The 22,661-nt window shown below is 58.7% G+C and carries 17 protein-coding genes and 1 pseudogene; 2 read left to right on the top strand and 16 right to left on the bottom strand.

Going from position 1 to position 22,661, the window contains the following annotated elements; all coding sequences use genetic code 11:
- Nucleotides 1-161: 161 nt before the first annotated feature.
- Entirely contained in the window at nt 162-1,703 is a 1,542-nt protein-coding gene (locus BXP70_RS23015; protein ID WP_086596477.1) for a B12-binding domain-containing radical SAM protein, read from the bottom strand.
- Between the two features lie 249 nt (nt 1,704-1,952).
- Nucleotides 1,953-2,414, bottom strand: a complete 462-nt coding sequence (locus tag BXP70_RS23010) for a hypothetical protein (RefSeq protein ID WP_086596476.1) — start codon at nt 2,412-2,414, stop codon at nt 1,953-1,955.
- Between the two features lie 822 nt (nt 2,415-3,236).
- On the opposite strand from BXP70_RS23010, the gene BXP70_RS23005 reads away from it, so the two are divergent.
- Nucleotides 3,237-3,890 (top strand): response regulator, encoded by a 654-nt coding sequence (locus BXP70_RS23005; RefSeq protein WP_086596475.1) that lies wholly within the window; start codon nt 3,237-3,239, stop codon nt 3,888-3,890.
- Between the two features lie 412 nt (nt 3,891-4,302).
- Here BXP70_RS23005 and BXP70_RS23000 read toward each other — a convergent pair whose 3' ends face one another.
- Nucleotides 4,303-4,749, bottom strand: coding sequence for a hypothetical protein (locus tag BXP70_RS23000; RefSeq protein ID WP_086596474.1), 447 nt, complete (start codon nt 4,747-4,749; stop codon nt 4,303-4,305).
- 104 nt (nt 4,750-4,853) lie between these two features.
- On the opposite strand from BXP70_RS23000, the gene BXP70_RS29590 reads away from it, so the two are divergent.
- On the top strand, nt 4,854-5,132 hold the full coding sequence (locus BXP70_RS29590) for a hypothetical protein (protein WP_143436641.1): 279 nt from the start codon (nt 4,854-4,856) through the stop codon (nt 5,130-5,132).
- A gap of 686 nt (nt 5,133-5,818) precedes the next feature.
- Here BXP70_RS29590 and BXP70_RS22985 read toward each other — a convergent pair.
- The 13 genes and pseudogenes from BXP70_RS22985 to BXP70_RS22925 form a co-directional block, all read right to left on the bottom strand.
- On the bottom strand, nt 5,819-6,169 hold the full coding sequence (locus BXP70_RS22985; RefSeq protein ID WP_086596471.1) for a zinc-binding dehydrogenase: 351 nt from the start codon (nt 6,167-6,169) through the stop codon (nt 5,819-5,821).
- Between the two features lie 319 nt (nt 6,170-6,488).
- The gene (locus tag BXP70_RS22980; RefSeq protein ID WP_086596470.1) at nt 6,489-6,692 is read right to left on the bottom strand and encodes a hypothetical protein; all 204 of its coding nucleotides are present in this window, start codon (nt 6,690-6,692) and stop codon (nt 6,489-6,491) included.
- A 260-nt stretch (nt 6,693-6,952) separates the two neighbouring features.
- Nucleotides 6,953-7,999, bottom strand: a complete 1,047-nt coding sequence (locus tag BXP70_RS22975) for an LLM class flavin-dependent oxidoreductase (protein WP_086596469.1) — start codon at nt 7,997-7,999, stop codon at nt 6,953-6,955.
- A gap of 74 nt (nt 8,000-8,073) precedes the next feature.
- Nucleotides 8,074-9,198 (bottom strand): LLM class flavin-dependent oxidoreductase, encoded by a 1,125-nt coding sequence (locus tag BXP70_RS22970; RefSeq protein WP_086596468.1) that lies wholly within the window; start codon nt 9,196-9,198, stop codon nt 8,074-8,076.
- A 92-nt stretch (nt 9,199-9,290) separates the two neighbouring features.
- Complete coding sequence (locus tag BXP70_RS22965) at nt 9,291-10,196, bottom strand: NmrA family NAD(P)-binding protein (protein ID WP_086596467.1); 906 nt, start codon at nt 10,194-10,196, stop codon at nt 9,291-9,293.
- 55 nt (nt 10,197-10,251) lie between these two features.
- Nucleotides 10,252-10,698 (bottom strand): organic hydroperoxide resistance protein, encoded by a 447-nt coding sequence (locus tag BXP70_RS22960; RefSeq protein ID WP_086596466.1) that lies wholly within the window; start codon nt 10,696-10,698, stop codon nt 10,252-10,254.
- Nucleotides 10,699-10,752: 54 nt separating this feature from the next.
- Nucleotides 10,753-11,520: pseudogene (locus BXP70_RS22955) on the bottom strand (NADPH-dependent F420 reductase); the annotation flags it as partial.
- Between the two features lie 76 nt (nt 11,521-11,596).
- Nucleotides 11,597-11,872, bottom strand: a complete 276-nt coding sequence (locus tag BXP70_RS22950; protein WP_086596464.1) for an ArsR/SmtB family transcription factor — start codon at nt 11,870-11,872, stop codon at nt 11,597-11,599.
- Between the two features lie 84 nt (nt 11,873-11,956).
- Nucleotides 11,957-13,384, bottom strand: coding sequence for a TolC family protein (locus BXP70_RS22945; protein ID WP_086596463.1), 1,428 nt, complete (start codon nt 13,382-13,384; stop codon nt 11,957-11,959).
- A 4-nt stretch (nt 13,385-13,388) separates the two neighbouring features.
- Nucleotides 13,389-16,598: an efflux RND transporter permease subunit gene (locus BXP70_RS22940; protein ID WP_086596462.1), complete on the bottom strand. Its 3,210-nt coding sequence runs from the start codon at nt 16,596-16,598 to the stop codon at nt 13,389-13,391.
- A gap of 16 nt (nt 16,599-16,614) precedes the next feature.
- A complete protein-coding gene (locus tag BXP70_RS22935; RefSeq protein ID WP_086596461.1) occupies nt 16,615-17,775 on the bottom strand; it encodes an efflux RND transporter periplasmic adaptor subunit in 1,161 nt (386 codons plus the stop codon).
- Nucleotides 17,776-18,035: 260 nt separating this feature from the next.
- On the bottom strand, nt 18,036-18,323 hold the full coding sequence (locus BXP70_RS22930) for an ArsR/SmtB family transcription factor (RefSeq protein ID WP_086596460.1): 288 nt from the start codon (nt 18,321-18,323) through the stop codon (nt 18,036-18,038).
- A 391-nt stretch (nt 18,324-18,714) separates the two neighbouring features.
- Nucleotides 18,715-21,438 carry a TonB-dependent receptor gene (locus BXP70_RS22925; RefSeq protein WP_086596459.1) on the bottom strand — a complete coding sequence of 908 codons (2,724 nt, stop codon included), beginning with the start codon at nt 21,436-21,438 and terminating at the stop codon, nt 18,715-18,717.
- Between the last annotated feature and the right edge of the window lie 1,223 nt (nt 21,439-22,661).

The raw sequence follows: 22,661 nt of genomic DNA, 5'->3' as shown, positions 1-22,661 counted from the left end.
AAGGATAGTTTTGGGACTGTGTTGTGCAGATACGCAGCAGGTTTTCTGAACAAACGAGTTCAAAAACAGCATTCTCCCCCTTGAAAAGCAGAGCAGAATAGCTTAAAAGTAGCGGTGAGTTGTACAGCCAAAGGAGCGTTAAAAGAGTTGATTTTTTGAAGCTATGATGAGTGAGAAGCAGTCTTTTTGAGCAAGTAAGCGTTCTGGTTATGTTCCATAGCCCCGGTGGGCAGCCACTGCCACCACACACCTAGGTCTCGCTGAATAATTTCTTTGTAAAAGGCGGGCAGCTCCTGCGATTCGCCTTCGAAGTACTGGCGGAAAGCGCGGTCGTGCACCAGTTTCTCCCGCACTTTCTTGAAGAAGCGCAGGCGTCCAAAGCCCTCCGACGACACCGCTCGCATGGTGTTCATCCACTTGGCGGCTCGGCTGGGGGAAGCCATGTAGCGCCGGTAAATAGCCTTGTTGGAAAAGGTGTAGGCCGTTAGGTCAATCACCTTGTCGTAGAAGTCCACCCACTCGTAGTTCAGGGGCTTCACGTTCATGGCTAGGTGGTTATTGAGAAAGTGGAACGGGAAGGGCAGTACCCGGTGGTTGCGCTGATAGTCTAGGTTCAGCGGCGCCGCTTCGCCGAAAGCACTCAACAGCGAATAGCCCGGGAAAGCGGCCGGCGACAGATCCACGAAACGCTTGGTCAGCTCGAAGGGCTCCGCGCCTAGGTCGCTGTCGAGGCCCAGCACAAAGTTGGTTTGTACGTAGGGCACGTACTGGAACATCAGGTTCACGTGCTCGGCCACGCGCTTCACCTTTTCCTCGCCCGCTAAGCGTGCGGTGCGCGACTTATTGCCGAGCTCATACCACGACTCCACGCCCGGCAGCAGGGCCTCAAACCCGTGGTTGTTCAGCACCTGCAAGTGCTCTTCGGTAAGGATGGATAAGCTGCTTTCGGCCATAAACCGAAAGCTTTTCAGCGGAGCCGCAGCCGCAATGGCGTCCATGGTTTCGGTGAAGCGCACCCCAAAGTTGGGGTCGTGCCAGCCGACTACTGGCTTATCGAACTTGGTGAGTAGGAAGCGTAAATCGTCCTTAATGATCTCCACGCTCAAAGGCTGATAGTCCACGGTGGCATCGATGCAGAAGGCGCAGGTATAGGGGCAGCCCACGCTCCCGATCATGGGTACCATCTTCAGCACGGGGGCTTTCTTCAGGGTGGGCTCGATGAACTTCCACCGCTCGCGCACGCCGGGCAAGTGGCTAGGCTGCTTGCCCGCCGACAAGTGCTTGCCCTCGGGCCGCTGCGGCTGGCAGTTGTGCAGCACTTCCTGGATGGTGGCCAGGGTGGTGAAGCCTAGCACAAAGTCGAAATACCGGACGGCATCCTCGGGGTAGCACCGCGCGTGCGGGCCGCCGAGCACCGTCACGGCGCCTTGGCGGCGGAAGTAGTTGCTGAGCGCGTAGGCCAGCAGGGCCGACTCCGTAAACGCGCTGATAAATACCAAGTCGACGCCTTTGGGCAGCTCCTTGCGCAAATCTTCCAAGCCGGTGTAGCACACCAGCTGCACCGCGTGCCCTTCCTGCTCGCACCAGGTGGCCACGACCTGCGGCATAATGCTCGCGAGGTTCGCGTGCATGGCACGCGCCCATAAGGTGGTGGTCGGTCCCTTGCAGACCAAATCGATGATGCCAATCGTTAACCTTTTCATTGCAGTGGGAAATAGGAGGTATCCCCTTGCTATCCGGCTGCGAAGCGATAGAAGCAGGAAAAAGCTACTTCAGACACTGAACCGTAATGCTTGCGAGAGGAACCATGTACCCGTAGCCTCGGTAACTCCGAGGCTTAGTCGTGAAGCGTGGCAAATACGCAGGAGCAATGGCTGCGCAGCCGGTCATTATGGCTCAAGGCCACAAGGAAAGAACGGCCAACTTCTTTCCAGCCAAGACAAACCTGTGGGCTAGCTATCCTGTCGGCAGGTAAGGGAAGCCGCACCGCTCGGTGTACTCGGCTGTTGCTGACAGCTGCGCAGCCAGTCCTGGGCTTCGGCTAGGTCGTGAAAGAGTTGCAGTTCGAGCAACCCGTTCATGCGTTCCGCTTGGGTCAAGGAGAGAATGTCCGACCCCTTATCTGCTTGCACCACGTGCGCGATGTAGCGCAAGCCCAGGCGTTGTGCTTGGGGTAGCCACGCGTGTCTCAGCCAATCAACGGAGTTGAACCAGGGGCCGCGCAAGGCTAGGTTGTTGTTGAGCAGGAAAGCACTCGGATGAGCTTCCACTTGATCCAGATACCCGGCAGCCCCCTGCAGGGCTTCTTCGTGGCCAATCCAGCCGCTCCAGGTAGCGTGTAGCCACTGGGCTGACTCCTCATAGTGGATCGCACAGGTTCCACCCGTACTAAATTGTGTAGCGCTAAGCAACATAGTATTTAACAGCTTTTTTGGGTAATTAACTGCCGAGTATGTTATGTAAATACTTGACAATGAACACACTAAAACGCATTATGCGTACCTATAAAGTTGTAAACTGTTGAGTCGCTACACAAGGTGGCGAATACCAATTCTTTCTCCGTAATCACCTCCAGCCGGTCGGTGGTATTTACGTAGTTGCCCCGCCGCCACTTCGTACACTGCCGTCTGGTACCCCATCCTATTTGCTCGCGCAGCAGCCCTACCACCGGTCGTTCGGCGGTACTGGCGGTAAACTCTCTGCGCAGTCAAGACTAGCTGTCCTATTCTTCCCGATAAGTGCCACACAAAGTACGCGCTACATCTCCCTACCCATGAGTGTAGCACTTCTCCTATCTTTAGGCGGAGCCATGTGGTAAGATGGCTCGCGTTCAATGGCAACACGCATGCGTGGGCTAGCTCCTAACCAGCTGTAATGCTATGGCAACTTCTTCCCCCATTTGTTTCTCCACGGCCAAGTGTAGGCCTGCTCGTCCACAGAGTGTCAGAGCGGCGCTGTGCCAGTCCAAAGCGCGCTACTCCTCTCTATATTATAACCATGAAGCAAGGCTTCTGCCTCTTGGAACAAGTAGCAACGGCAGCCGGCAAGTCCACTGGCTACTAGTGCCTAGCTGTCAGTGGGAAATTTAGGCGGCACCCGAACTGACCTACTGCTAAAGACGCCTGTTCTGCGATGCTGTCGACTTACTTGCTTGGTAGTATGCTCACAATTGATTTTGCATTGGCGCATGATACGCACCTTGGCCGGCATATTCTTATTTCCTTGCTTACAGCCTTATGATTCGCATTTTTCTTGTTGACGACCATGCCATTATGCGCGACGGCTTGCGGGCGATACTCGCGGCGGAATCCTTCCTACAGGTGGTAGGAGAAGCCACGGACGGCCAAGATTTGCTGGCCCAGTTGCCCACGATACCCGCAGATGTCGTCTTGATGGACCTGCACATGCCTGTCTTGGACGGCCTCGCAACGACACACGTCCTGCAGCAGCAGTACCCTCACCTGCGTATTCTGATCTTGTCGATGGTAACTCATGAGCGCACCATTGGCGAGTTGCTAGCCGCGGGTGCCAGTGGCTACGTGCTCAAGAACGCGGACAAAACTGAAATCGTCACGGCTATTCATGCGGTTGCCACGGGTAAACGGTTCTTGTGCTCGGAGATTGGATTAGCTTTGCTTGATAAGATGCTGGCTACCGAACCCCAAGCCCTGGCTGCTCACTCGAAAGATACTTTCCACCTGACGCACCGCGAGCGGGAAATTTTGCAGTTAGTGGCCAGTGGGCTCACCAACCAACAAATCGCTGATAAGCTCTTCACGAGTCGGCGCACGGTCGAAACCCACCGGCAGAGCCTACTGGAAAAAACAGGGGTCAAAAATACGCCGTCCCTGATCAAGCACGCCATGGAGCAAGGCTGGCTGCAGCCGTAAAGAGGGAGCCAAGGACGTTGCCAGCCTTGCTCCAAGCAAGAAGCTAGCTTAACTACTAAGCACAGGGAAAATGGCGCATTCGCTATAGGTGAATTTGTAGTTGAATTTTTTGTATAGCTAAAGAGGCTGATCAGCTAGCCACAAGCAACTACATTGGTGGCCATTTCGGCCTTCTTATAGCAGCGGGGGATAAAATTACGCTAAGTTTCCCCTATCTTTTTCTACCGCAACAGCGAGCCGCTGCCTACCAGAATCGCCTTTTGTAAACCAAGTTATGAAAGTTGGGGGCCAAGCTTTCGTTAAGTCCAATCTCCTTCACGGGCAGTAGTGGGGAAGCCTGGCCGAGTAGGTAGGACTACACTGTCTAGAGACGCAGGCTTAGCCAGCCGTAGGTGCCGAGCACGGCGGCCAGTCAGCCCCCCAGTGTGCCGTAGGTGAACAGCAGGTACCACGCCACCGCCGGGCGCTGGAACTGCCCGAAATAACGCACCGTGAGCACCGCGCCGGCGATGATGAACGCCACGAACACCAGTGGCCCCAGCGATGTCAGGATGGTGAGAAGGTTGACTTGGCTGGTCAGCCACACGTGCTCTATCAGGTAGAAACCGCTCACCCCCGTGACTGCCGCCGCACTGGTCGCCAGCAAGGGTAGCAGTTGCACGCGCGGCGTTTTGCGGCGCAGCACCTGCACCAGCTCCAAGAGGCCCGCCAGGCTACTGGTCAGCACCAGCAGCCCGCTCAGGGCTAACAGTGCCGGCGAGAGCCACCACCCAAATCCAGCAGCCGTTGCGTAGCTGATAGCCGTCGTGGGGGCCGTGGTGATCAGGACCGGTCGGCCCTCCCGGTCGTGGGTGAGCACAGTGGTGGCCTGCCGCTCGTCGGGGCGGCGGAATGTGAGCGGGCCGGTGGGCAGCAGGGTATCGGCCCGGCCGATGAGGGGCTATTCAGCAGGAAATAGCCCTGTTGGCGCAGGGTGGTGCCGCCCATCAGGTAGTCCGCCACGCCGGCCAACTCGTTGCGGGGGGTGCTGTGGTAGTACCCCAGATACGGGGCCACGGCCGCCGCATCGAGCGGCACGCGGGGCGCGGGCGCCGGCAGCCCTTGCAGCAAGAAGGCCTGCACCAACTGCTTCAGCTTCGGGTGGCGCACCTTGCCGTTGTTGGAAAACGCATAGCCCACCCCCAGCGCGCGGTTGTAGCCAAAAGCCGTGATGAAACCGCCAGTGGAGTACCGCCAAGGTAGGTTCCTTTGTATGAATCTTTTAACTTAACGATATGAGCCTTCTTAGAGCAGCAGGGATAAACTTACTCTAAGCCCTACTCGCGGTTATTTCAGCTCAGCGCGGCTTGCAAGTACTTACGGTAGCGTTTAACGCTGGAGCGGCACCCCGCCGGTCGCTGCCTACGATGACCAACGCTCGCTTTATCCTCGCAAAAGGCTTGTCGATGGGTTGAATAACAAACCGTTCCCACTGCCCTTTTATGGCACTTACACCCAGCTTCTTATTGGCCACAAGCTAATTGATAAGCTTGTGGCCGACCTTGCCAACAATAATGACCGTGGCTGGCAAGGTGCTACCTGTGGCCAATACCTGCGGCTTTTCTCAGATACCTTATCTATATCCTCCGCCAGAAAATTGGCCGCTTTGGCTACCAGGGTGTTTTCCGTGGCATCGTAAAAAACAGCGGCAGAACCAGCTTTTCCGGTTATCGGAAACTGTTTGTTCTCCGTCCCTTCATACGTGATAACGACCTGGGCAAGCCCAAAAAATGGCCACAATAAGAGTGTTGTAAGTAGGTGAGCTAGCAGACCTTTTCGTGCAGTTAAAAATTCTGATAAGCATTAAGTAGCTAATGCTGTAGCACCTTGGACCCTAAGCAAATTCTGTGAATCGGATTACTCTTCGTCCGGCATGATCGCTACACAGCCTAGTCGGCTACGCTCTTCGGCCGTTGGTGGGCGGCGGCCTGTGATAACGGATAGGTCTTGTCGAGGGTGACTTTTAGCTCCCCACTAGCTACCCGGTCGAGGGTTTGGGCGAGCAGTTTTCGCACAGCGGGTTGGTACATTACGGGGCCAATGTAGCACCCAATGATTTGCAACCGGAGGCTCAACAGGTCGAAAGTCGTGAGTATTATCGGCGTATCAAATTCTTTGGCTCCTACTATCACTAGGCGCGCGCCTTCGTTCAGGTAAGGCAGCAGGCTGGGTAGGGAGGGCGTGCCAACGTTGTCGATGACTACATCGAAGCGCCAGTAACGAGGGCAGCTTTTCCCGATAAATCTTGCATTTTCATATTATAGTGCCAATTAATCAGTTGGTTGGCCTTAGTAGTTCACCCCGATTATTTAGTTAACAACCATGCCGGGGCGTAGTTTGCAGGGCGTACGTCACTGCGTGCCTGCGAAGTGCGTGATGCGTTGAACCCAAAGTCCTCCTTTAAATCAAGGCGCCGTCTCTATCACGGCCAGTGTGGTATGCGCGGGTAAGTGTTCACCTAGCTCTGCCGGGTGGGGCCGATTCGCCCCGCCACGGGAGCCAGCAAGTAGGTGGGCGTGCCATCGGGACGCTCCAGCTTCGCTAGTAACTGGCCGCGCTTCACTCGGTCGCCCGCCGTGAAGAAAAGGCTACTAGGTGGCCATGCACAGGCGCTTGCACCGGGTAGGTCGTAGGGTCGGGTTGCACTAGTGGGACAGGGGTGGGGAGCTGCCGCGCAAGGGTAGGGCTAGCCCCAAATAGTAGCCCTAGGGCCAGCAGGTGGGCAGGCCAGCCAACAACAGGGCTTTTAAAGAACACTTTCACAGTAAAAGGTGAGCGTGGCGGGGGCGCCGCATATTAGTAAAAAATTGGTGGTCAAGAATACATTACCCACCAAAGAAGTCGCCATCCTAACTAGGCCAGGGCCTAGTAAGCACCCGAGCGCTTCCGTCAGGTTCAAGGCTAATAGGGATAGGTAGCAAGACCTAGGGAGCGTAGCCGGCGCGGGCAACCTACGAGTCCGGCTAGCGGACATTAGGCGCACCAGCACGATGCGCGAGGTAGGGCCCGTGGGCTGCGCCCGCTTAGCGGCCTTCGTTGAGTTCGGTCATCAGCTCGCCAAAGAGGCGGGTGGATTTGAGCCGGTCTTCCAGGGCGTACATACTGGAAGCGGTGATGAGCTCATCGGCCTGCGTTTCGGCTAGAAAGCCTTGTAGCTGCTGCTTAACGGTTTGCTTGCTACCAACAAAGGAATACTTGAGCATTTGGTAGACGGCTGGGTGATGCCACATCTCTTGCAGTTCTTCGGTCATGGCAGTCGGCGGCTGCATGGGCTCTCTCGTTTGCCCGGTCAGCATGCCGACAAACATCCGGATGACGCTCGTGAACTGTCGTTGGGCTTCTTCATCGGTATCGGCCACGTAGGCGTTGAGGGCCACGATAGTATAAGGCTGGCTCAGCGCTGCCGAAGGTTGAAACTCGTCGCGATAGATTCGTAGTGCCTGGTGCAGGTGCGTAGAGGCAAAATGGCTGGCAAACGCGTAGGGTAGGCCCAGCTTGGCCGCCAGGTGGGCACTATCGGTGCTGGAACCTAGGATGTAGAGGGGTACCTCGGTGCCCTCGGCTACGGGAGCCCGCACAGCGGCTTGGTTGTTGGTGGGCGAGAAGTAGGTTTGAATCCTGCCGATTTCCTGCGGGAAGGCCTGGGCCGCCTGCATGTAATCCGACCGGATGGCGCGTGCGGTCGGCGAGTCGGTGCCCGCGGCCCGGCCCACCCCCAAATCAATGCGACCCGGATAAAGTTGCGCCAACGTGCCAAACTGCTCGGCCACAATCAGGGGCGAGTGGTTGGGCAGCATGATGCCGCCGGAACCCACCCGGATGATGGTCGTATTTTCGGCCACGTACCCGATGAGCAGGGGGGGCGCGTTGCTGCCGATGTTATCGGAGTTATGATGTTCGGCCAGCCAGTAGCGGGTGTAGTGGGCGGCCTCGGCGGCCTGCGCCAGCGCCAACGAATTGTTCAGGGTCTGCTTCACCGTAGCGCCTTGCGAGACGATGGCGAGGTCGAGAATGGAATAAGCGACTGAGTGCTTTGCCGGACGGTTGGACTCGTTAACAGGGGTAGGCATAACTTCTTTAGGTAAGTGGCCGCTCGTAGCAGCAGGCCATATGCTTGAGTAGCAGCAACAGCAGGAGACGCTGCTTAAATGGTTCGAAACGCTGGTTTTGGTAGCTCAAGATTTCCCCGCAGGGTTTGCGCTTCGTACTCCGTATGGAAGATGCCACGCGCTTGCAAAATGGGCACCACCAGCTCGATAAAGTCTTGTAAACCATACGGATGGTCTTGCTGAACCATCAGCATATCTATTGCTCCAGCTTCATACCACTTCTGTATCTCATTAGCAATCCTTTCGGCCGAGCCCATGAATAGGGGAACGGGTCGGTGCGAATACGGACCTAGGGAGCGGATTGCCTGGTACTTGGCGTAGGCCTCGGCATCGGTGCGGCCCACGATGGGGTTTTGCGCTACCGACCGCACGAAGTCTTCCGGCTGCCGGCCTTTTTCCAGCAGCTTTGCGGTCAGCGCATTGGCGAGGGACAAGGTTTCCTCGAAGGAGCTGCCCGCCATGAAGACGCCGTCGGTGTAGGACGTGGCTAGGTCCACGAAGGTGGGGGAGCTACCGGCCATGTACAAAACCGGCCGGCCCTGCACCGAGCGGCTGATGTTCAGCGGCCCGTCCACCGAGAAGTACTTGCCCCGGTAGTTGATGGGGTGCATTTTGCGCGGATTCAGAAACACGCCGCTTTCCTTATTGCGGGGAAAGGCGTCGTCCTCGTACGTGTCCCACAAACTCAGCAGAATTTCCAGAAACTCCTCATGCATGGGGTACTGGTCGGCCTTCCCGAGGTGGCCCCGGCTGAAGTTAACCATCCCGCCCGGGTTGGAGGTGATGGCATTCAGCGAGGCCCGGCCCTTGCTGATTTTGTCCAGCGACAAGACCTGCCGGGCCAGGTTGTAGGGGTCGGTGTAGGAGGTCGACGCCGTCAGCGAGAGGCCGATGCGCTCCGTTTTCATGGCCAGGGCCGACATGAGTGTCCCCCCCTCGAACATGCTCAGGTAGTAGGGAATGTTGCCGGGGCCGACGTGGCTGACATCGTACAGAAACAGGGTTTCAAACTTGGCCTGTTCCACCAGTTGCGCCTGCTTAATGAAAAAGTCGATATTTTCGCCGGCGTCGGCGGGCGTATCCGGGTGGCGCCAGGAGGAGAAATTCCACCCCGGCCCATCAATGACCGCAGCTAGCTTTAGTGTTTTTCTGTTGTTCATCACGTAGGAGTGTGCATGCGTGTTTTTGCCCCGGCAGAACCTTCTCCGCGGGCCTAGGCCCTAGCCGATGCTATCCAGCGCCTGTAGGTCCTTTATATCGACTCGGCTGACTCCACAATCGCAGCCTTGTGCTCTTCCAGAAACTCCCGCAGGGTCTTGGCCGGCCGGCCCAGCACGTAGGGGATATCATTCTGCACCATCGACATATAGGACATCCGGCCGTCGAGCATCTGCGTCACAAACTCAATGTTGGCATTAGCATACCAGCTCTCCCCACCATTCGCCACTATCTGCTCAATCACCTCTTTAAAGCCTTCGAGTCCTTTGTTGTCATACTTAATTTCCAGGCCGGTCACATCGCTCAATAGCGCCGCGATTTCTTGCCCGTTGAAGGTTTCCACGCTCAGCCAGTAGTGCTGCCCCCCGTGGCGCTCCGGCCCATCGACGAGGGCTTTGGCGGCCATCGCCGCGATATCACTGGAAGCAATGTAGCCGATGCGGCGGTCTTCCCAGTAGCCGGTGTAGGTTAGGTTCTTGGGGATGTACAGCCCCGTGAACACCTCCATAAACATGTTCGGGTGGAGGTGGGTCCAGGCGATGCCGCTGGCCTCGATGTACTTTTCAATCATCTGGTGCCAGGCAAAGTGGGCATCGGTGGTATCCCACTCCGCAAACACGCCCACGTGCACGATATGACGGACGCCGGCCTTTTTGGCCGCATCTACCAGGGTTTTGCTCTGCGTGAGCATGGCCACTGTGTAGCCGGTTAGCAGAAATACCCGGTCCACCCCGGCCAGCGCCAGCGCGAAGGTTCTGGGGTCATCCAGGTCCAGGTAAACGCAGTCTTTGCCTTCGCCGGTAAGCTGCTCGACTACCTCCTGTTTGCGCGAGGTGATGCGCACGTTGACCGCTTGACCTTCCAGGTCTTTGATAACTTGACGGCCGATGGTGCCGCTGGCGCCCAGGACCAGGACGGTCGGGTTCTGCTTATTTTCCATGTGCGAGTGCCTCGACTTTGTATTCAATAGTTGTGGGGGTGGCGGGCACAGCTGCCTAGGCGGCTACTGCGGCGTCGGTGGTGACGGTGAGCTTCACGTCGATGTTGCCGCGCGTGGCCCGCGAGTAAGGGCAGGTATGGTGGGCCTTTTCCACAATTTCCTCGGCCTGGGCCTGGTCTACGCCGGGCAGGTTGGCGTGCAGGGCTACGCCGAGGGTAGGCAGGTTTTCTTCATTCATGAACAGCTCTACCTGGGCATCCACGGAGATGTCGCCCACATTCACCTTAGCCTGGCGGGCAATGTGAATGACGGCATTGCCGAAGCAGGCGGCGTAACCGGCGGCAAAGAGCTGCTCGGGGTTGGTGGCGCCTTCGCGGGCCCGGCCGCCTAGGCTGCGGGGCATGGTCAGCTCCAGGTTGAGCACGTTGTCGGTTGATTCAATACGACCGTCGCGGCCGCCGATAGATTTGGCTTGCGCCGAGTGCATGATGGTAGTTGCCATGATGTTAGCTTGAAATTTTGTTTAAAAAAGAACCTAGGAAAAAGCATGGTCCGGCTACTCCTTACCTAGCTGCCGGGCGCGATTGCCGGCCACCACTTCTTCGCGCGTAGGCCAGGCTTCGCGTTGCAGCAGCTCCGAGATAATCTGGTCGCGTAGCTGCGGGGCCTTGCCGGGCACGGCGTTGGCCAGGGCCTGGGTCAGCTCGGGGGCCGTGAGTTCGGTGCAGTAGGCCGGCGTGCCGGGCTGCTGCCGCCACGAGTCGGCCAGGCTACCCCCGTCCACTACGTCGAAGCCGAAGTCGTTGCAGAGGTCGGATAGAATTTGCTTGGCGCGCGCGTCGTCGCCCGCAATGGAAAGGGCAATGCGGCCGAGCGTGCCGGGCGCGGTACCGCCGCTGGCAATCGTCTCGGCGAGCAGGTTGTTGAAGGCTTTCAGGAGGGGGCGGCCTAGTTGCTCGGCCGCCAGCACGCTCTCCGGCTGGCCCTGCTCCAGCGCGTCGATTTTCTCGTCTCGGAAGGGGTAGTAGTTGCCGGTGTCCACCACGATTACCTCGGGGGGTAGCGACCGGAACAGGTCTTTCGGAAACTCGGCCAGCACTTTGAAAGGCACGGCGATAAACACGAGGTCCACGTCCTGCACCACGTCTTGCAGGGCGGCGGGGCTAGCCCCCAGCTCCTTCGCTTTCTGGGCCAATTCGGCCGGCTGGCGGGTGTTGGTTACTTTCACTTGGTGGCCGAGGGTAGCCAGGTTTTTGGCCAGGGAGCCGCCGACGGGGCCGGTGCCAATGATTCCGATTTTCATGGGATGGGGATTAAGTGTTTGCTCGTTTCCACGACGAGGTCCTGCTTCAGCCTGCCCTGGGAAAGCCCTTGTGCGGCAGTGACTTGCTGCAAGAGCCCTAGGGCATCTTCAGCAGCTGCAGAAAGCTTTCCAGCTCCTGCAGCTTTTCCGTGTTGATAGTCAAGTACATGTTGCGGCCCTCCTTGCACGAGTGGACCAGCCCCGCGTCTACCAGTGCCTTCACGTGCTGCGACATGGAGGGCTGGCTGATGGGTACAAACTCATACAGATTGGCGCATCCCAGCCGCTGCGCCCGCGCAATCTCTTGCAACATGCGCAGGCGCGTGGGGTCGCTCAATGACTTGGCTAGTTTGACGAGGGACTTGGTATCCATAGCATTAGGGTGGGGATAGGAGGATTTTGCTTGGCATTTGCGGGCCAGGGTAGGGCGCGTGGATAGCGGCTTGTAAGCCGGTTACTACTGCCAGCCGCCGCCTACGGCCCGGTACAGCTCCACATTGGCCCCTAGCTGGTTGCGTTTCAGCGAAGCCAGCTCCAGCTCGCTTTGCAGCGCATTGCTCTGGGCCGTGATGACCTCCAGGTAGCTGGCCAGGCCGCTGCGGAATAGCAGGCTGGCATTAGTTGTCGCCTGGCGGAGCGCGCTGACGCGCTCCGTGGCGATGGCTTGCTGCGTTTGGGTGCGCTGAACCTGCCCGAGAGCATCCGATACCTCGCCCACCGCTACCAGCACCTGCTGCCGGAATTGAATGACGGTGCGCTCGCGGTCAATTTGGGCCTGCTGGTACTGCGTGCGCAGCGCCCCGCGCTGAAACAGCGGCTGCGTAATGCCCCCCGTGGCCAAGCCAAACAGCGAGGCCGGCACGCTAAACCAGTTGCTGGCCTGGAAGGAGTTGAGGCCGCCCTGCGCCGTGATGGCCAGCGTGGGGTAGAGCTGGGCTTTGGTGTAGCCCACCGTGGCATTGGCCCGGTCGAGAGCCAGCTCGGCGCTGCGCACGTCGGGCCGCCGGGCCAGCAGCGCCGCTGGCACGCCGCCCGCGGCTATTACCGGCACTTGCACCCGTAGCAGGTTGCCGGTGCGGCTAATGCCACCCGGCATCCGCCCGGCCAGGATGCTCAGCGCATCTTCCTGCACCGTGATGGCCTGCTCAAACTCGGGGATGAAGCCGGCCGCCGTGAGGCGTTGCGCTTCGACCTGCTGCACGGCCAGCGCCGTCACTTGGCCGGCCGTGAACTGCAATTTCGTGAAGCGCAACGTGCTGTCGGTGAGGGCGAAGTTGCGCCGGGCCACGGCCAGCTGGGTGTCCAGCATGAGCAGATTGTAGTAGCCTTCGGCCACTTGCGCCACCACCTGGGTTTGCACGGCCTTGCGGGCTTCCTGGCTTTGCAGGTAGGCGGCCAGCGCCTCCTGCTTGCGGCTGCGGATTTTGCCCCAGATGTCGGCTTCCCAGCTGACAGCCGTCGAGAGGTTGTAGTCTTCCAGGTGCTTGACGCCCAGGAACTGGCTGTAGGAAATGCCGTTCAGGCTGTTGCTGGAGGGCCGGTTGGTCGTCACGCCCGCTTGCAGGGTGGCCGTGGGTAGGTAGCCTAGGCGGGCCTGCTTGAGCGTGGCCTGCGCCGAGGCGATATTCTGAATAGCCAGCTGCAAGTCGTTGTTGCGCACCGTGGCGCTGTCGAGCAGTTGCTGCAAGGCTGGCTCGGTGAAGAAGCTGCGCCACGGCAGGTTGACGACCGACGTCGTATCGGTGTTGGTCGCGGTGCGGTACGTGGCCGGCAGCGGCAGCTGGGGTAGGGGGAGGTCTTTCGACACTTTGCAGGCCGCTACAAGGAGCACGCCTGCCAGCACCAGCGGGAGCCGGTGCCAGGGTTTATTTAGCAGAGTAGTCATGGGATTAGCTAACCGTGGCGTGGACCGGTACCCGCTCCCGCTCGGCCGGAACCGCAGGTGCTTGGGGGCCGGGCGTCCCGCTGAGGCGCTCGTTCAGGCGTTGAAAAATCACGAACAGCAAGGGAATCAGGAACAGGCCGAGCACGACGCCCGTGAGCATGCCCCCGGCCGCGCCGATGCTGATAGAATGGTTGCCCTGCGCCGAAGGCCCCTGGGCCCGCATCATGGGCAGCATGCCGGCCACGAAGGCCAGCGACGTCATCAAGATGGGACGCAGGCGGGAAGCCGAGGCATTGAGCGCGGCCTGCACCAGCGGCTCGCCCGCGTGGCGGCGCTGCAAGGCAAACTCTACAATGAGGATGGCGTTCTTGGCCAGCAGGCCGATAAGCATAATCAGGGCCACCTGCACGTAGATGTTGTTGGTGATACCCGCAAAGCCAATGGCCGCGAATACCCCCACAATGCCCGCCGGCAGCGACAGCAGCACGGCAAAGGGCAGAATGTAGCTCTCGTACTGGGCCGCCAGCAGGAAATACACGAACACCAGGCACATCAGGAACACGATGGTCGACTGGTTGCCCGACGAGATTTCTTCGCGCGTAAGGCCCGAAAACTCGTAGGTGTAGCCGGAGGGCAAGTACTTCTCGGCCACCAGTTCCACGGCCTTAATGGCATCGCCGGAGCTATAGCCTTTCTTCGGCACCGCGTTTATGGTGAGCGAGTTGAAGAGGTTGTAGCGCGAGGCCGTTTCCGGCCCGAACACCCGCCTGAGGCGCACCAGCGTGCGCAGGGGCACCATCTCGCCCCGGTCGTTTTTCACAAACACCCCGTTCAGGGCCGTGGGGTCGGCACGATTGGCCTTGTCGGCCTGCACCACCACGCGGTAGTATTTGCCAAAGCGGTTGAAGTCCGAGGCCTGGGCGCTGCCGAAATACGCCTGCATGGTTTGCAGCACGCGCTGCACGCCCACGCCCAATTGGGCGGCTTTCACCTCGTCCACTTCCGCCTCTAGCTGGGGGTAGTCGGCCCGGAACGAGGTGAAGGCCACCCCGATAGCTGGCTGCTTCAGCAGCTCGCCGATAAAGTCCTGGCCCACCCGGCCGAGCTTGGGCAGCTCGCCGCCCGTGCGGTCTTGCAACACCACTTCCAAGCCTTCCACGTTGCCGAAGCCCGGCACGGTAGGCGTGGTAAACACGAACGTATCAGCTCCCTTAATAGTCGCGGCTGCCTTCTCGCGGATGATGGCCATGACGGCGTTGATGTCCTGCACCTTGCCCCGCTCCGGGATGGACTTCAGAATGACGAACGCCGTGAGCGCCGAGGCGCTGTTCGAAGAGGTCAGGATGCTAAAGCCAGTCAACAGGTTGATTTCCTGGACAGACGGCATGGTTCGCAGCTGTTCCTCCAGCTGCAAGCCGACCTGGTTGGTACGGTCGAGCGACGCGCCGGCCGGCAAGGACATCGAAATAGCCACAAAGCCCTGGTCTTCGGAAGGAATGAAGCCCGAGGGCGTGCGCTTGGCCAGCCAGCCGGTGAGCACCGCCACCAGCACCAGGCCGCTCAGGCCCACCCACTTGTGGCGGATTAAGAACTTGATACTACCCACGTACCGGGTGGTCAGCCGGTCGAAGCTGCGGTTAAAGCCGGCAAAAAAGCGGGTTTTAAACGTGCTCGGCGCGGCAGAGGCCGCGTGCTCCCCGTCATGGTCGTGCGGAGTGTGCTTGAGAAAGAGTGCCGCTAGGGCGGGGCTCAGCGTCAAGGCGTTAACGGCCGAAATAACAATGGCAATGGCCATCGTAAAGGCAAACTGGCGGTAGAACACCCCCGTCGAGCCGTCCATTAAGCCGACCGGCAGAAACACGGCGGCCATCACCAGGGTAATCGAAATAATGGCCCCGGTAATCTCGCTCATGGCCTGCGTGGTGGCCGCTTTTACCGACTCGGCGCCTTCCTCCAGCTTGCTGTGCACGGCTTCCACGACCACGATGGCGTCATCGACCACGATGCCAATGGCCAAGACCAGGGCAAAGAGCGTGAGCAGATTAATAGAAAAGCCCACCAGCTGCATAAAAAAGAACGTACCCACGATGGCCACCGGCACGGCAATAGCCGGAATCAAGGTCGAGCGGAAATCCTGCAGGAAGATGAACACCACGATGAACACCAGAATAAAGGCCTCCACCAGCGTGTGCTCCACTTGCTCGATACTGGCATCCAGCGCCGTTTTGGTGGTGTAGAGCGTCTGCTGCTTCACCCCCTTGGGTAGGCCCTTTTCCAGCTTCGTCATCACCTTGGCCACGGCAATCTGTAGCTCGTTGGCATTCGAGCCAGCCGTTTGAAAGACGCCGATGTTGATGCCCGGCTTGCCCCCAATGCGCACATCGCCGTTGTAGGTGGCCGCGCCAAACTCCACCCGCGCCACGTCCTTGAGGCGCAGCATCGAGCCGTCGGCATTGGCCCGGATAATCATGTTTTCGTAGTCGCCGGGCTGGCTGCGCTTGCCCTTATACTTGATGACGTATTCAAAAGCTTCTTGGCTGCTTTCACCTAGGCGGCCGGGGGCGGCCTCCAGGTTTTTGTCCTGGATGGCGGCCATCACTTCGGCTGGCGTGAGGTTGTAGCTGGCCAGCTGGGACGGGTTCAGCCAGATGCGCATGGAGTAGGCGCGGTTGCCCCCAAACAGGGTGGCCGACCCGATGCCCGGAATGCGTTTCAGCTCGGGCACTAGGTTGATTTGGGCGTAGTTGGTCAGGAAGGTTTGGTCGTACTGCCGCGCATCAGTGGAGTAGAGGTTGAGCACAACTACCATGCTGTTCTGCTGCTTGGCCACCGTCACGCCCTGCTGCACCACCTCGGCGGGCAACTGGCTGGTGGCCTGTGCCACGCGGTTTTGCACGTTCACGGCGGCCTGGTCGGGGTCGGTGCCCAGCCGGAAGCTCACCGTAATCGCCAGCGAGCCGTCGTTACTGGCCGTCGAGCTCATATACACCATGTTCTCCACGCCGTTGATGGACTCTTCCAGCGAGGGCGCCACCGAGCGCAGCAGCGTCTCGGCATTCGCCCCGGGGTAAGTAGCCGTCACCAGCACCGCGGGGGGCGCAATGTCGGGGAACTGCTGGAGCGGCAGCTTCCACAAGGCCAGCACCCCCAAAATCACCAGCAAGATGGAGATGACGGTGGCCAGCACGGGCCGTTCAATAAATACCTTAAACATGCGATAAAGAGCTTAGCTATAGAACAGATTGAGCAGTAGCCACTTTGCCCGTTGCGGCGGCGCTAGCTTTAGGCGCCTGGGTAGGCTGAATGATTTGACCTTCCTGCAAGTGGTCCACGCCTTGCAGCACGATACGGTCCCCATTTTTCACGCCCTCGCTCACTAGGTAGTTGGCGCCGCTCTTGCCCTGAATGGTGATGGCCTGGCGGCTGACGCGGTTGCTGTCGCCCACCGCGTACACGAACACCCGGTCCTGCAACTCCACGGTGGCGGCGGTGGGCACCAGCAGCACATCGGGGTGCGCCAGGGCCAGCCGGATAGTGCCCGTGTTGCCCGAGCGCAGCAGCCCATTGGCATTGGGGAAAGTGGCGCGCAGCGTCACGGCCCCCGTCGTCTTGTCAAATTGCCCGTCGACCATGTCCACCTTACCCTTAGTAGGGTAGGTGCTTTGGTCGGCCAGCACCAGTGCCACCGGGGGCAGGTGCGTGAGCTTGTCCTGCAGCGTTTGCCCCGCGTACTGCTTGCGGAAGGTGATAAAGTCGTCCTCGCCCAGCGAGAAGTAAGTGTGCACCTCGTGCACGTCGGAAAGTTGGGTCAGGGCCTGGGCATCGGTGGGGCCGACTAGGCTGCCCTGCTTGGTTTGCAGCCGCCCTAGGTAGCCGCTCACCGGGGCCGTAATGGTGGTGTAGCCCATATTAATACGGGCGCTGCTGACCGCTGCCTTGGCGCGCTGCAGGTTGGCCTTGGCCACGGTCAGGGCCGCCTGCGCCGTTTGCAGTTGCACCTCCGAAACGACCTTGTTCTGCACCAGCGGGGCAAACCGGTCGACTTCTACCTGGGCACTAACCACGGACCCGGCCGCCGCCTGCTGGGCCGCCAGGGCGTTGTTCAACTGCTCGCGGAATGGCGCGTCATTGATTTTAAACAGCGGTTGGCCTTTGCGCACCGCCGCGCCCTCATCCACCAGAATGCGCTCCAGCATCCCCGCCACCTGCGGCCGAATCTCCACGTTGACAACGCCCTCAATGGAAGCTGGGTAATCCTGGTACGTGGTTTCGGTGCCGGTATGCACCGCCTCTACCGGCAGGGCCGGGGGGGTCATGGCCTGTTGCGGGGCTTGCTGCTCCGCGCAGCCTGCCAACAGCACGCTGCTGGCTAAAAGAGAAGATAGTTTCATGGGTAAAAAGCGGCTCAGATGAGGCTATTAGGCAAAGTGATGTGTGCGCTAGAAGCGGGTGAGTACTGTCAATACATTATCTAATAAGCATGAGATAATGTATTAAGGCAAAAAAAAGCCCAGACAAGAGCTTTGCTGGCAGCAGGTACTCTTCCCACTAAGTTTTGGCAAAGGTACCAATCATAAATTCATAAGCAATCAATAATGTTTTGAAAAAATAAAAACCCGTTGACGATACCGCCAACGGGCAAAAGGATTGATTAACCTTTAACAGTAACTGGTTTAAGTAGTTGGAGGAAGTCTTCCAACTCCTTCAACTTTTCGGTATTAATGGACATGCACATGTTCCGGCCTTCTTTGTGCGACTCAATCAAGCCCGCATCTCCCAGGGCCTTAAGGTGCTGAGACATCGAAGGCTGGCTGATAGGCACATGTTGAAACAAGTCAGCACACACCGTGATTTCCCCTTTTGCAATTTCCTGCAATAAGCGGAGACGAGTAGGGTCGCTCAGCGACTTAGCTAATTTGACGAGTGACTTGGTATCCATTGCGGGAACGAAGGTAATACATGCGCATTAATTAATGTATATTAACTTTGCGGGCGCTGAAAAGGTTTAAACCGTTTCTTATAACTATTAAATTATTGGACTCCTTTTTCCTGAACAAATTACTTCTCATAGGCAGCACGGCAAACCTGTTTTTGGTGAAACTGTAGCTGCTTTTCAATAGAATGGTTTAGAAAGCTTACTATTTACCTGGACGATAAAAGTTAAGATTTCCTGGTGGTCCATGCTGAAGCAGATTATGTATTTTCTTGATCTAAGCCCGGTTATTCAGCAAAAGAAAAGTACGAACCACAGAACGCCACCCTCACAACGTCCAGGCTGGGCCACATGTACATTGCGGCCCCAGCCTGGACGTTGTGGTAATGACCACCAGCTACTTCACTTCCACGGACAGCCCAGCCCACACCAGGCGGCCAATCTGCGGGCCGCCGTAAAGCTGAATATTGCGGGCATTAGCTAGGTTCGAGGCGCCCACTTGTACGGTGGAGTACAGCTTCGGCAGGGCATAGCCCGCTTGCACATCGAGGCTGGAGTAGCTGCTAAGCTGGCCGGCGGCAAAAGGAGATTCAAACAAGTGGCCCTGCGCCCACCGGTAGTTGACGCTGTAGTTGATGCCCCGCCAGGCGGTGCCGGAAGCGCCGAGGTTGTACTTGTGCTTGGGCGTATTGTAGTACGTCTGAAACGTGGCCGGCAGGTTGTCCGTGTCGAGCACGTTCAGGTTGTAATTTCCCGTCAGCTGCAGGGCCGGCGCCAAGGAGTAGGTAAGCGCCACGAGGCCTCCCATCGTCTTTACTTGCTGGGCGGCATTGGCTTGCACTTGCAGTACCCGCGTGGTGCGGCTGCGGTCTTGGAAGGGCTGCGGCGTGACGGCCTCGGCCCCAATTTGGGTTACGGATGGGCGCGACCCGTCTGTATTGCCGAGCAACCGCACCGAGCCAATGAAATCGTTATAGCGGCTGTAATAGTAGTTAACGTCGAGGGCTAGCTTCTCCAGTAGCAACCCTTTGTAGCCACCTTCCAACGTGGCCACGCGTTCAGGCCGCAGCCGGTCGTAGCGGACGGCGTACGCGTTCAGGGCTTCGGCCGGGTTCGGACTAGTTAGGATGCGGGCCAGTTGGGCCGCGGCGGCCGTAGAGTAGCCCGCAAAGCCCTGGCTGATGTTGCCCAGCAGCAGAGCCCGACCTAGGTCGAGGTAGATATACTGCCCCTGCTGGGTGGGCGAGCGGTAGGCTTGGTTGTAGCTCACGCGGAAGTTATGTTGCTGCTGCGCGCCGAGCGAGTACACCGCCGAGGCGCGGGGCGAAAACACCGCCTTGAAGTTCTGGCTGCCGTCGAGGCGGGCCGCGGCCGTAAGCTTGAGCTTATCGTGCAGCAAGGTCTTGGCAATCTGGCCATAGCCGCCGTACTCTTCGTTGCGGATACGCGGGCCATCCTGGTCGGCAAACAGGTGCCCATCGGAGCCCAGCCGAAACTGGCGGTACGCTCCGCCCACGACGATGTCGGCAAAAGCGGGCCGGAACTCGTACTGCCCGCTCACGTCGGTGAGGAAAGAGCTTGGGTTGATGCGCGAGCCCACCCCCAGGGTAGGGTTACGGCGCACCTGCTCGCGCAAGCTGTTGAACTCCGGCGTACCCGCCGCAAGCTGAAACGGCGCCGCGGCAGCGCGCGCTGCCGCTTGGGCGCCCGTCGTATTACCCGCGTTTTGGGCTAGAAAGGTATTGTAGGCCACGGCATACGCCCCGAAGTATTGCTGGGCGTAGGTGCGACCGGTGGTACTGCGCGGGTCCACGGCCGTCTGCATAAAGGCGCCTGTAAACGGCAGGTCGTAGGAATCGGCGCCGAAGTCCTGGGTCTGGTAGGCGCGCACAAACCACCGGTCGCTGCGGAGCTCGGCGCGGTACTGGTTGGTGGCAAAGTTCTTCAACCGGTAGCGGTTGGTAGCCTGGTACGAGGTGGTGCCCTCTGCCCGCTTGAACTCCACCATGGCCTTGATCTTGTCGGTCACCAAGAAGTGCACCGAGGGCAAGATGCGGTAGAGTTTGGCCGGCGAGTCGGAGCCGATAATTTCCCGCTCGCTCCAGCCCGGCATAAACACGGTTTGCCCGTTCAGGGCCCCGCCCGTCGCCCCGAAGGTGTTGCCCACGTCGCCGTAGCGGTTCACGGCATCATACCCGAGGCCCGAGCCGGCTGGGTTGTTGTTGGGTACGTACGCCGTTGACAAGGCCGCTTCGTTGGTGGCAATCCAGTCTTGGGCGCGGGCAAAGCTGCCGGCTATTTTGACGGCCCAACGCTTGCCGAGGCGCTGGGCGTAGCGAAGCTGCCCATCGGCGTATTCGCGGTTGCCGCCGCGCAGGCGCACACTCAGGCCCTGGTAGGTGAAGGGGTCCTTGGAGGTAGTCAGCACCACGCCGTTGAAGGCATTCGCTCCGTACAAGGCCGAGCTAGGTCCGTAGAGCACCTCCACGCTGGCAATATCCACTTCGGGCAGCCCAAGGGCATTGCCCGCGTTCAGGTTCAGGCTCGGCGATTGGGTATCCATATAATCAACGAGTTGCAGTACCCGCTCGGAGGTGGTGCCGTTGAAGCCGCGGGTGCTGACGCTGGCCATAAACAAGCCCGAAGTCGTCACGTCGATGCCCTTCAGCCGGGCGAGGTTGGTGATGAGGTCGGGCGCGGTGAGACTAGCTAGCTGCCGGCTATTGAGCTTCTCCACGGTCACGGGTGCCTGTAAAGCACGTTCTTCCACGCGCGAAGCCGACACGACGACCTCGTTCATCAGCGTCGAGCTCGGGGCCAGCACCACCTGCACCGGCTGGTTGAAGCGGCGAATCGTATCGGTGTAGGTTTCGAAGCCCACAAACTGCACCGCGACGACCAAGGGAAAATTCGTTTGTCGAGAAAGGGGCAGCGTGAACTGTCCTTCTCGGTTGCTAGTGGTGCTTTGGTAGGTGCCCTTCACCACAATGGTAGCGCCAGGCAAGGCTTCGCCGGCGGCCGTTCGCACGGTGCCGGTGAGGGTAGTCGATTGGGCCTGGGCCGTCAGGGCAAACCCGGTGAGTGTACTGGTAAGAAGTAGCGAAGCGTAGTACTGTTTCATGCGGTATAGTAAGCGTGAGAATAGGCTGCAAAAACGCCCCTACTGGCAGCACGACACTGGATTAGCAGCGTACTTAAGTGGGGCGCTAAAGCAAAAAACAGGGGCGAATCTACGCTTTCTAGTCTCCACGTAACACAGGAGCTTTCATTATATAAAATATTGACAATCAGCACGTAAAAATCATAATGTTTTAGTAGTACTAACAAGTTGCTACCGGCGGAGAACAGTAAACAAAACCTAGGTGGCCACGCTACCCTAACTACCGCGACAACACCCCAGCGCAAGGCAACACCAGCGCCTTTTTCGAGTGCTCCTTGCGAGCCGGTCCCGCCTGCCCTTACCCGGCCAGGAATTTAGATAGGATAAAGGCGAAGGCTCCTTGACAGCCGCTTCACGCCTGTAGGCAGTATGTAGCACGGGCAGAAGCGTCTTGTTTTTAATGCTATATACCAAGCGCACCATTGCTGGCCTAGCTTACTCGACGACCAACCGGCCCGTAGCCGCGCCACACCGCAGCAGGTAGAGCCCTGCTTGTAGGTCTTTTAGGGGGAGCGTCAACTCCCTGACTTTAGCGGGCACAGGTTGGCGGCGTACTAAATGTAGCGGCTCCGGGCGAGGGCCAACGAATGGCGCGGGCAAAATCACCCAATCTGGGGGATTGACCCAGACCGGTTTAGGGGGCCTTTATGCCAGCGCCGTCGCTCACTGCCCGGCTGCCGGCCTGCTGCTGGCGGCCCTTGGCGCCCGCATTCAGTGTTCCGTCATAGCCCCCCTACCCCCATTAATATTGCTGAGCTTACCAGGGGAGCCTTTTTCGCTGAAATACTGCCGCCTGGAACCCGACGGGCCTACGTGAGCAACATGGTAGGGGCTAAGTTTGCAGAATTGCTAAGCGTTGAGGCTTCCTCGATTTTATTAGAGAGTACCTAGGTCCTGCATGTCCTGCGCTGTCAGGTACACTAAGTTGGTTGTGCCTAGAATGGTGGGTATAATGCTGGGCGTTCAATGAGGCCGCACAAACGACTTTGACCTAATAGGCGTGAAGAACAAACACAGTGAAACAGCATAGCAGGTATGGAAGCGATTCAGGTTGAAAAGCTAACGTCCGCTTAATCGCCAAAGGCGACCAAGCGGACGTTTTCTCGTTTACCTCTGTTAGAGTTTAAGTATTCAACGCTGAGCTATGTAATATGATAGTGTTTAACATAATTATATTGGAAAGA

The sequence above is a fragment of the Hymenobacter crusticola genome (assembly GCF_002154225.1).
In the GTDB taxonomy this organism is placed as follows: domain Bacteria; phylum Bacteroidota; class Bacteroidia; order Cytophagales; family Hymenobacteraceae; genus Hymenobacter; species Hymenobacter crusticola.
This window is presented reverse-complemented; position numbering and strand designations above follow the sequence as displayed.

Bases quoted from the DNA above. Each gene is read 5' to 3' on its own strand.
- BXP70_RS23015 (WP_086596477.1), bottom strand. From the start codon at position 1,703: ATGAAAAGGTTAACGATTGGCATCATCGATTTGGTCTGCAAGGGACCG.
- BXP70_RS23010 (WP_086596476.1), bottom strand. From the start codon at position 2,414: ATGTTGCTTAGCGCTACACAATTTAGTACGGGTGGAACCTGTGCGATC.
- BXP70_RS23005 (WP_086596475.1), top strand. From the start codon at position 3,237: ATGATTCGCATTTTTCTTGTTGACGACCATGCCATTATGCGCGACGGC.
- BXP70_RS22975 (WP_086596469.1), bottom strand. From the start codon at position 7,999: ATGCCTACCCCTGTTAACGAGTCCAACCGTCCGGCAAAGCACTCAGTC.
- BXP70_RS22970 (WP_086596468.1), bottom strand. From the start codon at position 9,198: ATGAACAACAGAAAAACACTAAAGCTAGCTGCGGTCATTGATGGGCCG.
- BXP70_RS22965 (WP_086596467.1), bottom strand. From the start codon at position 10,196: ATGGAAAATAAGCAGAACCCGACCGTCCTGGTCCTGGGCGCCAGCGGC.
- BXP70_RS22960 (WP_086596466.1), bottom strand. From the start codon at position 10,698: ATGGCAACTACCATCATGCACTCGGCGCAAGCCAAATCTATCGGCGGC.
- BXP70_RS22950 (WP_086596464.1), bottom strand. From the start codon at position 11,872: ATGGATACCAAGTCCCTCGTCAAACTAGCCAAGTCATTGAGCGACCCC.
- BXP70_RS22945 (WP_086596463.1), bottom strand. From the start codon at position 13,384: ATGACTACTCTGCTAAATAAACCCTGGCACCGGCTCCCGCTGGTGCTG.
- BXP70_RS22940 (WP_086596462.1), bottom strand. From the start codon at position 16,598: ATGTTTAAGGTATTTATTGAACGGCCCGTGCTGGCCACCGTCATCTCC.
- BXP70_RS22935 (WP_086596461.1), bottom strand. From the start codon at position 17,775: ATGAAACTATCTTCTCTTTTAGCCAGCAGCGTGCTGTTGGCAGGCTGC.
- BXP70_RS22930 (WP_086596460.1), bottom strand. From the start codon at position 18,323: ATGGATACCAAGTCACTCGTCAAATTAGCTAAGTCGCTGAGCGACCCT.
- BXP70_RS22925 (WP_086596459.1), bottom strand. From the start codon at position 21,438: ATGAAACAGTACTACGCTTCGCTACTTCTTACCAGTACACTCACCGGG.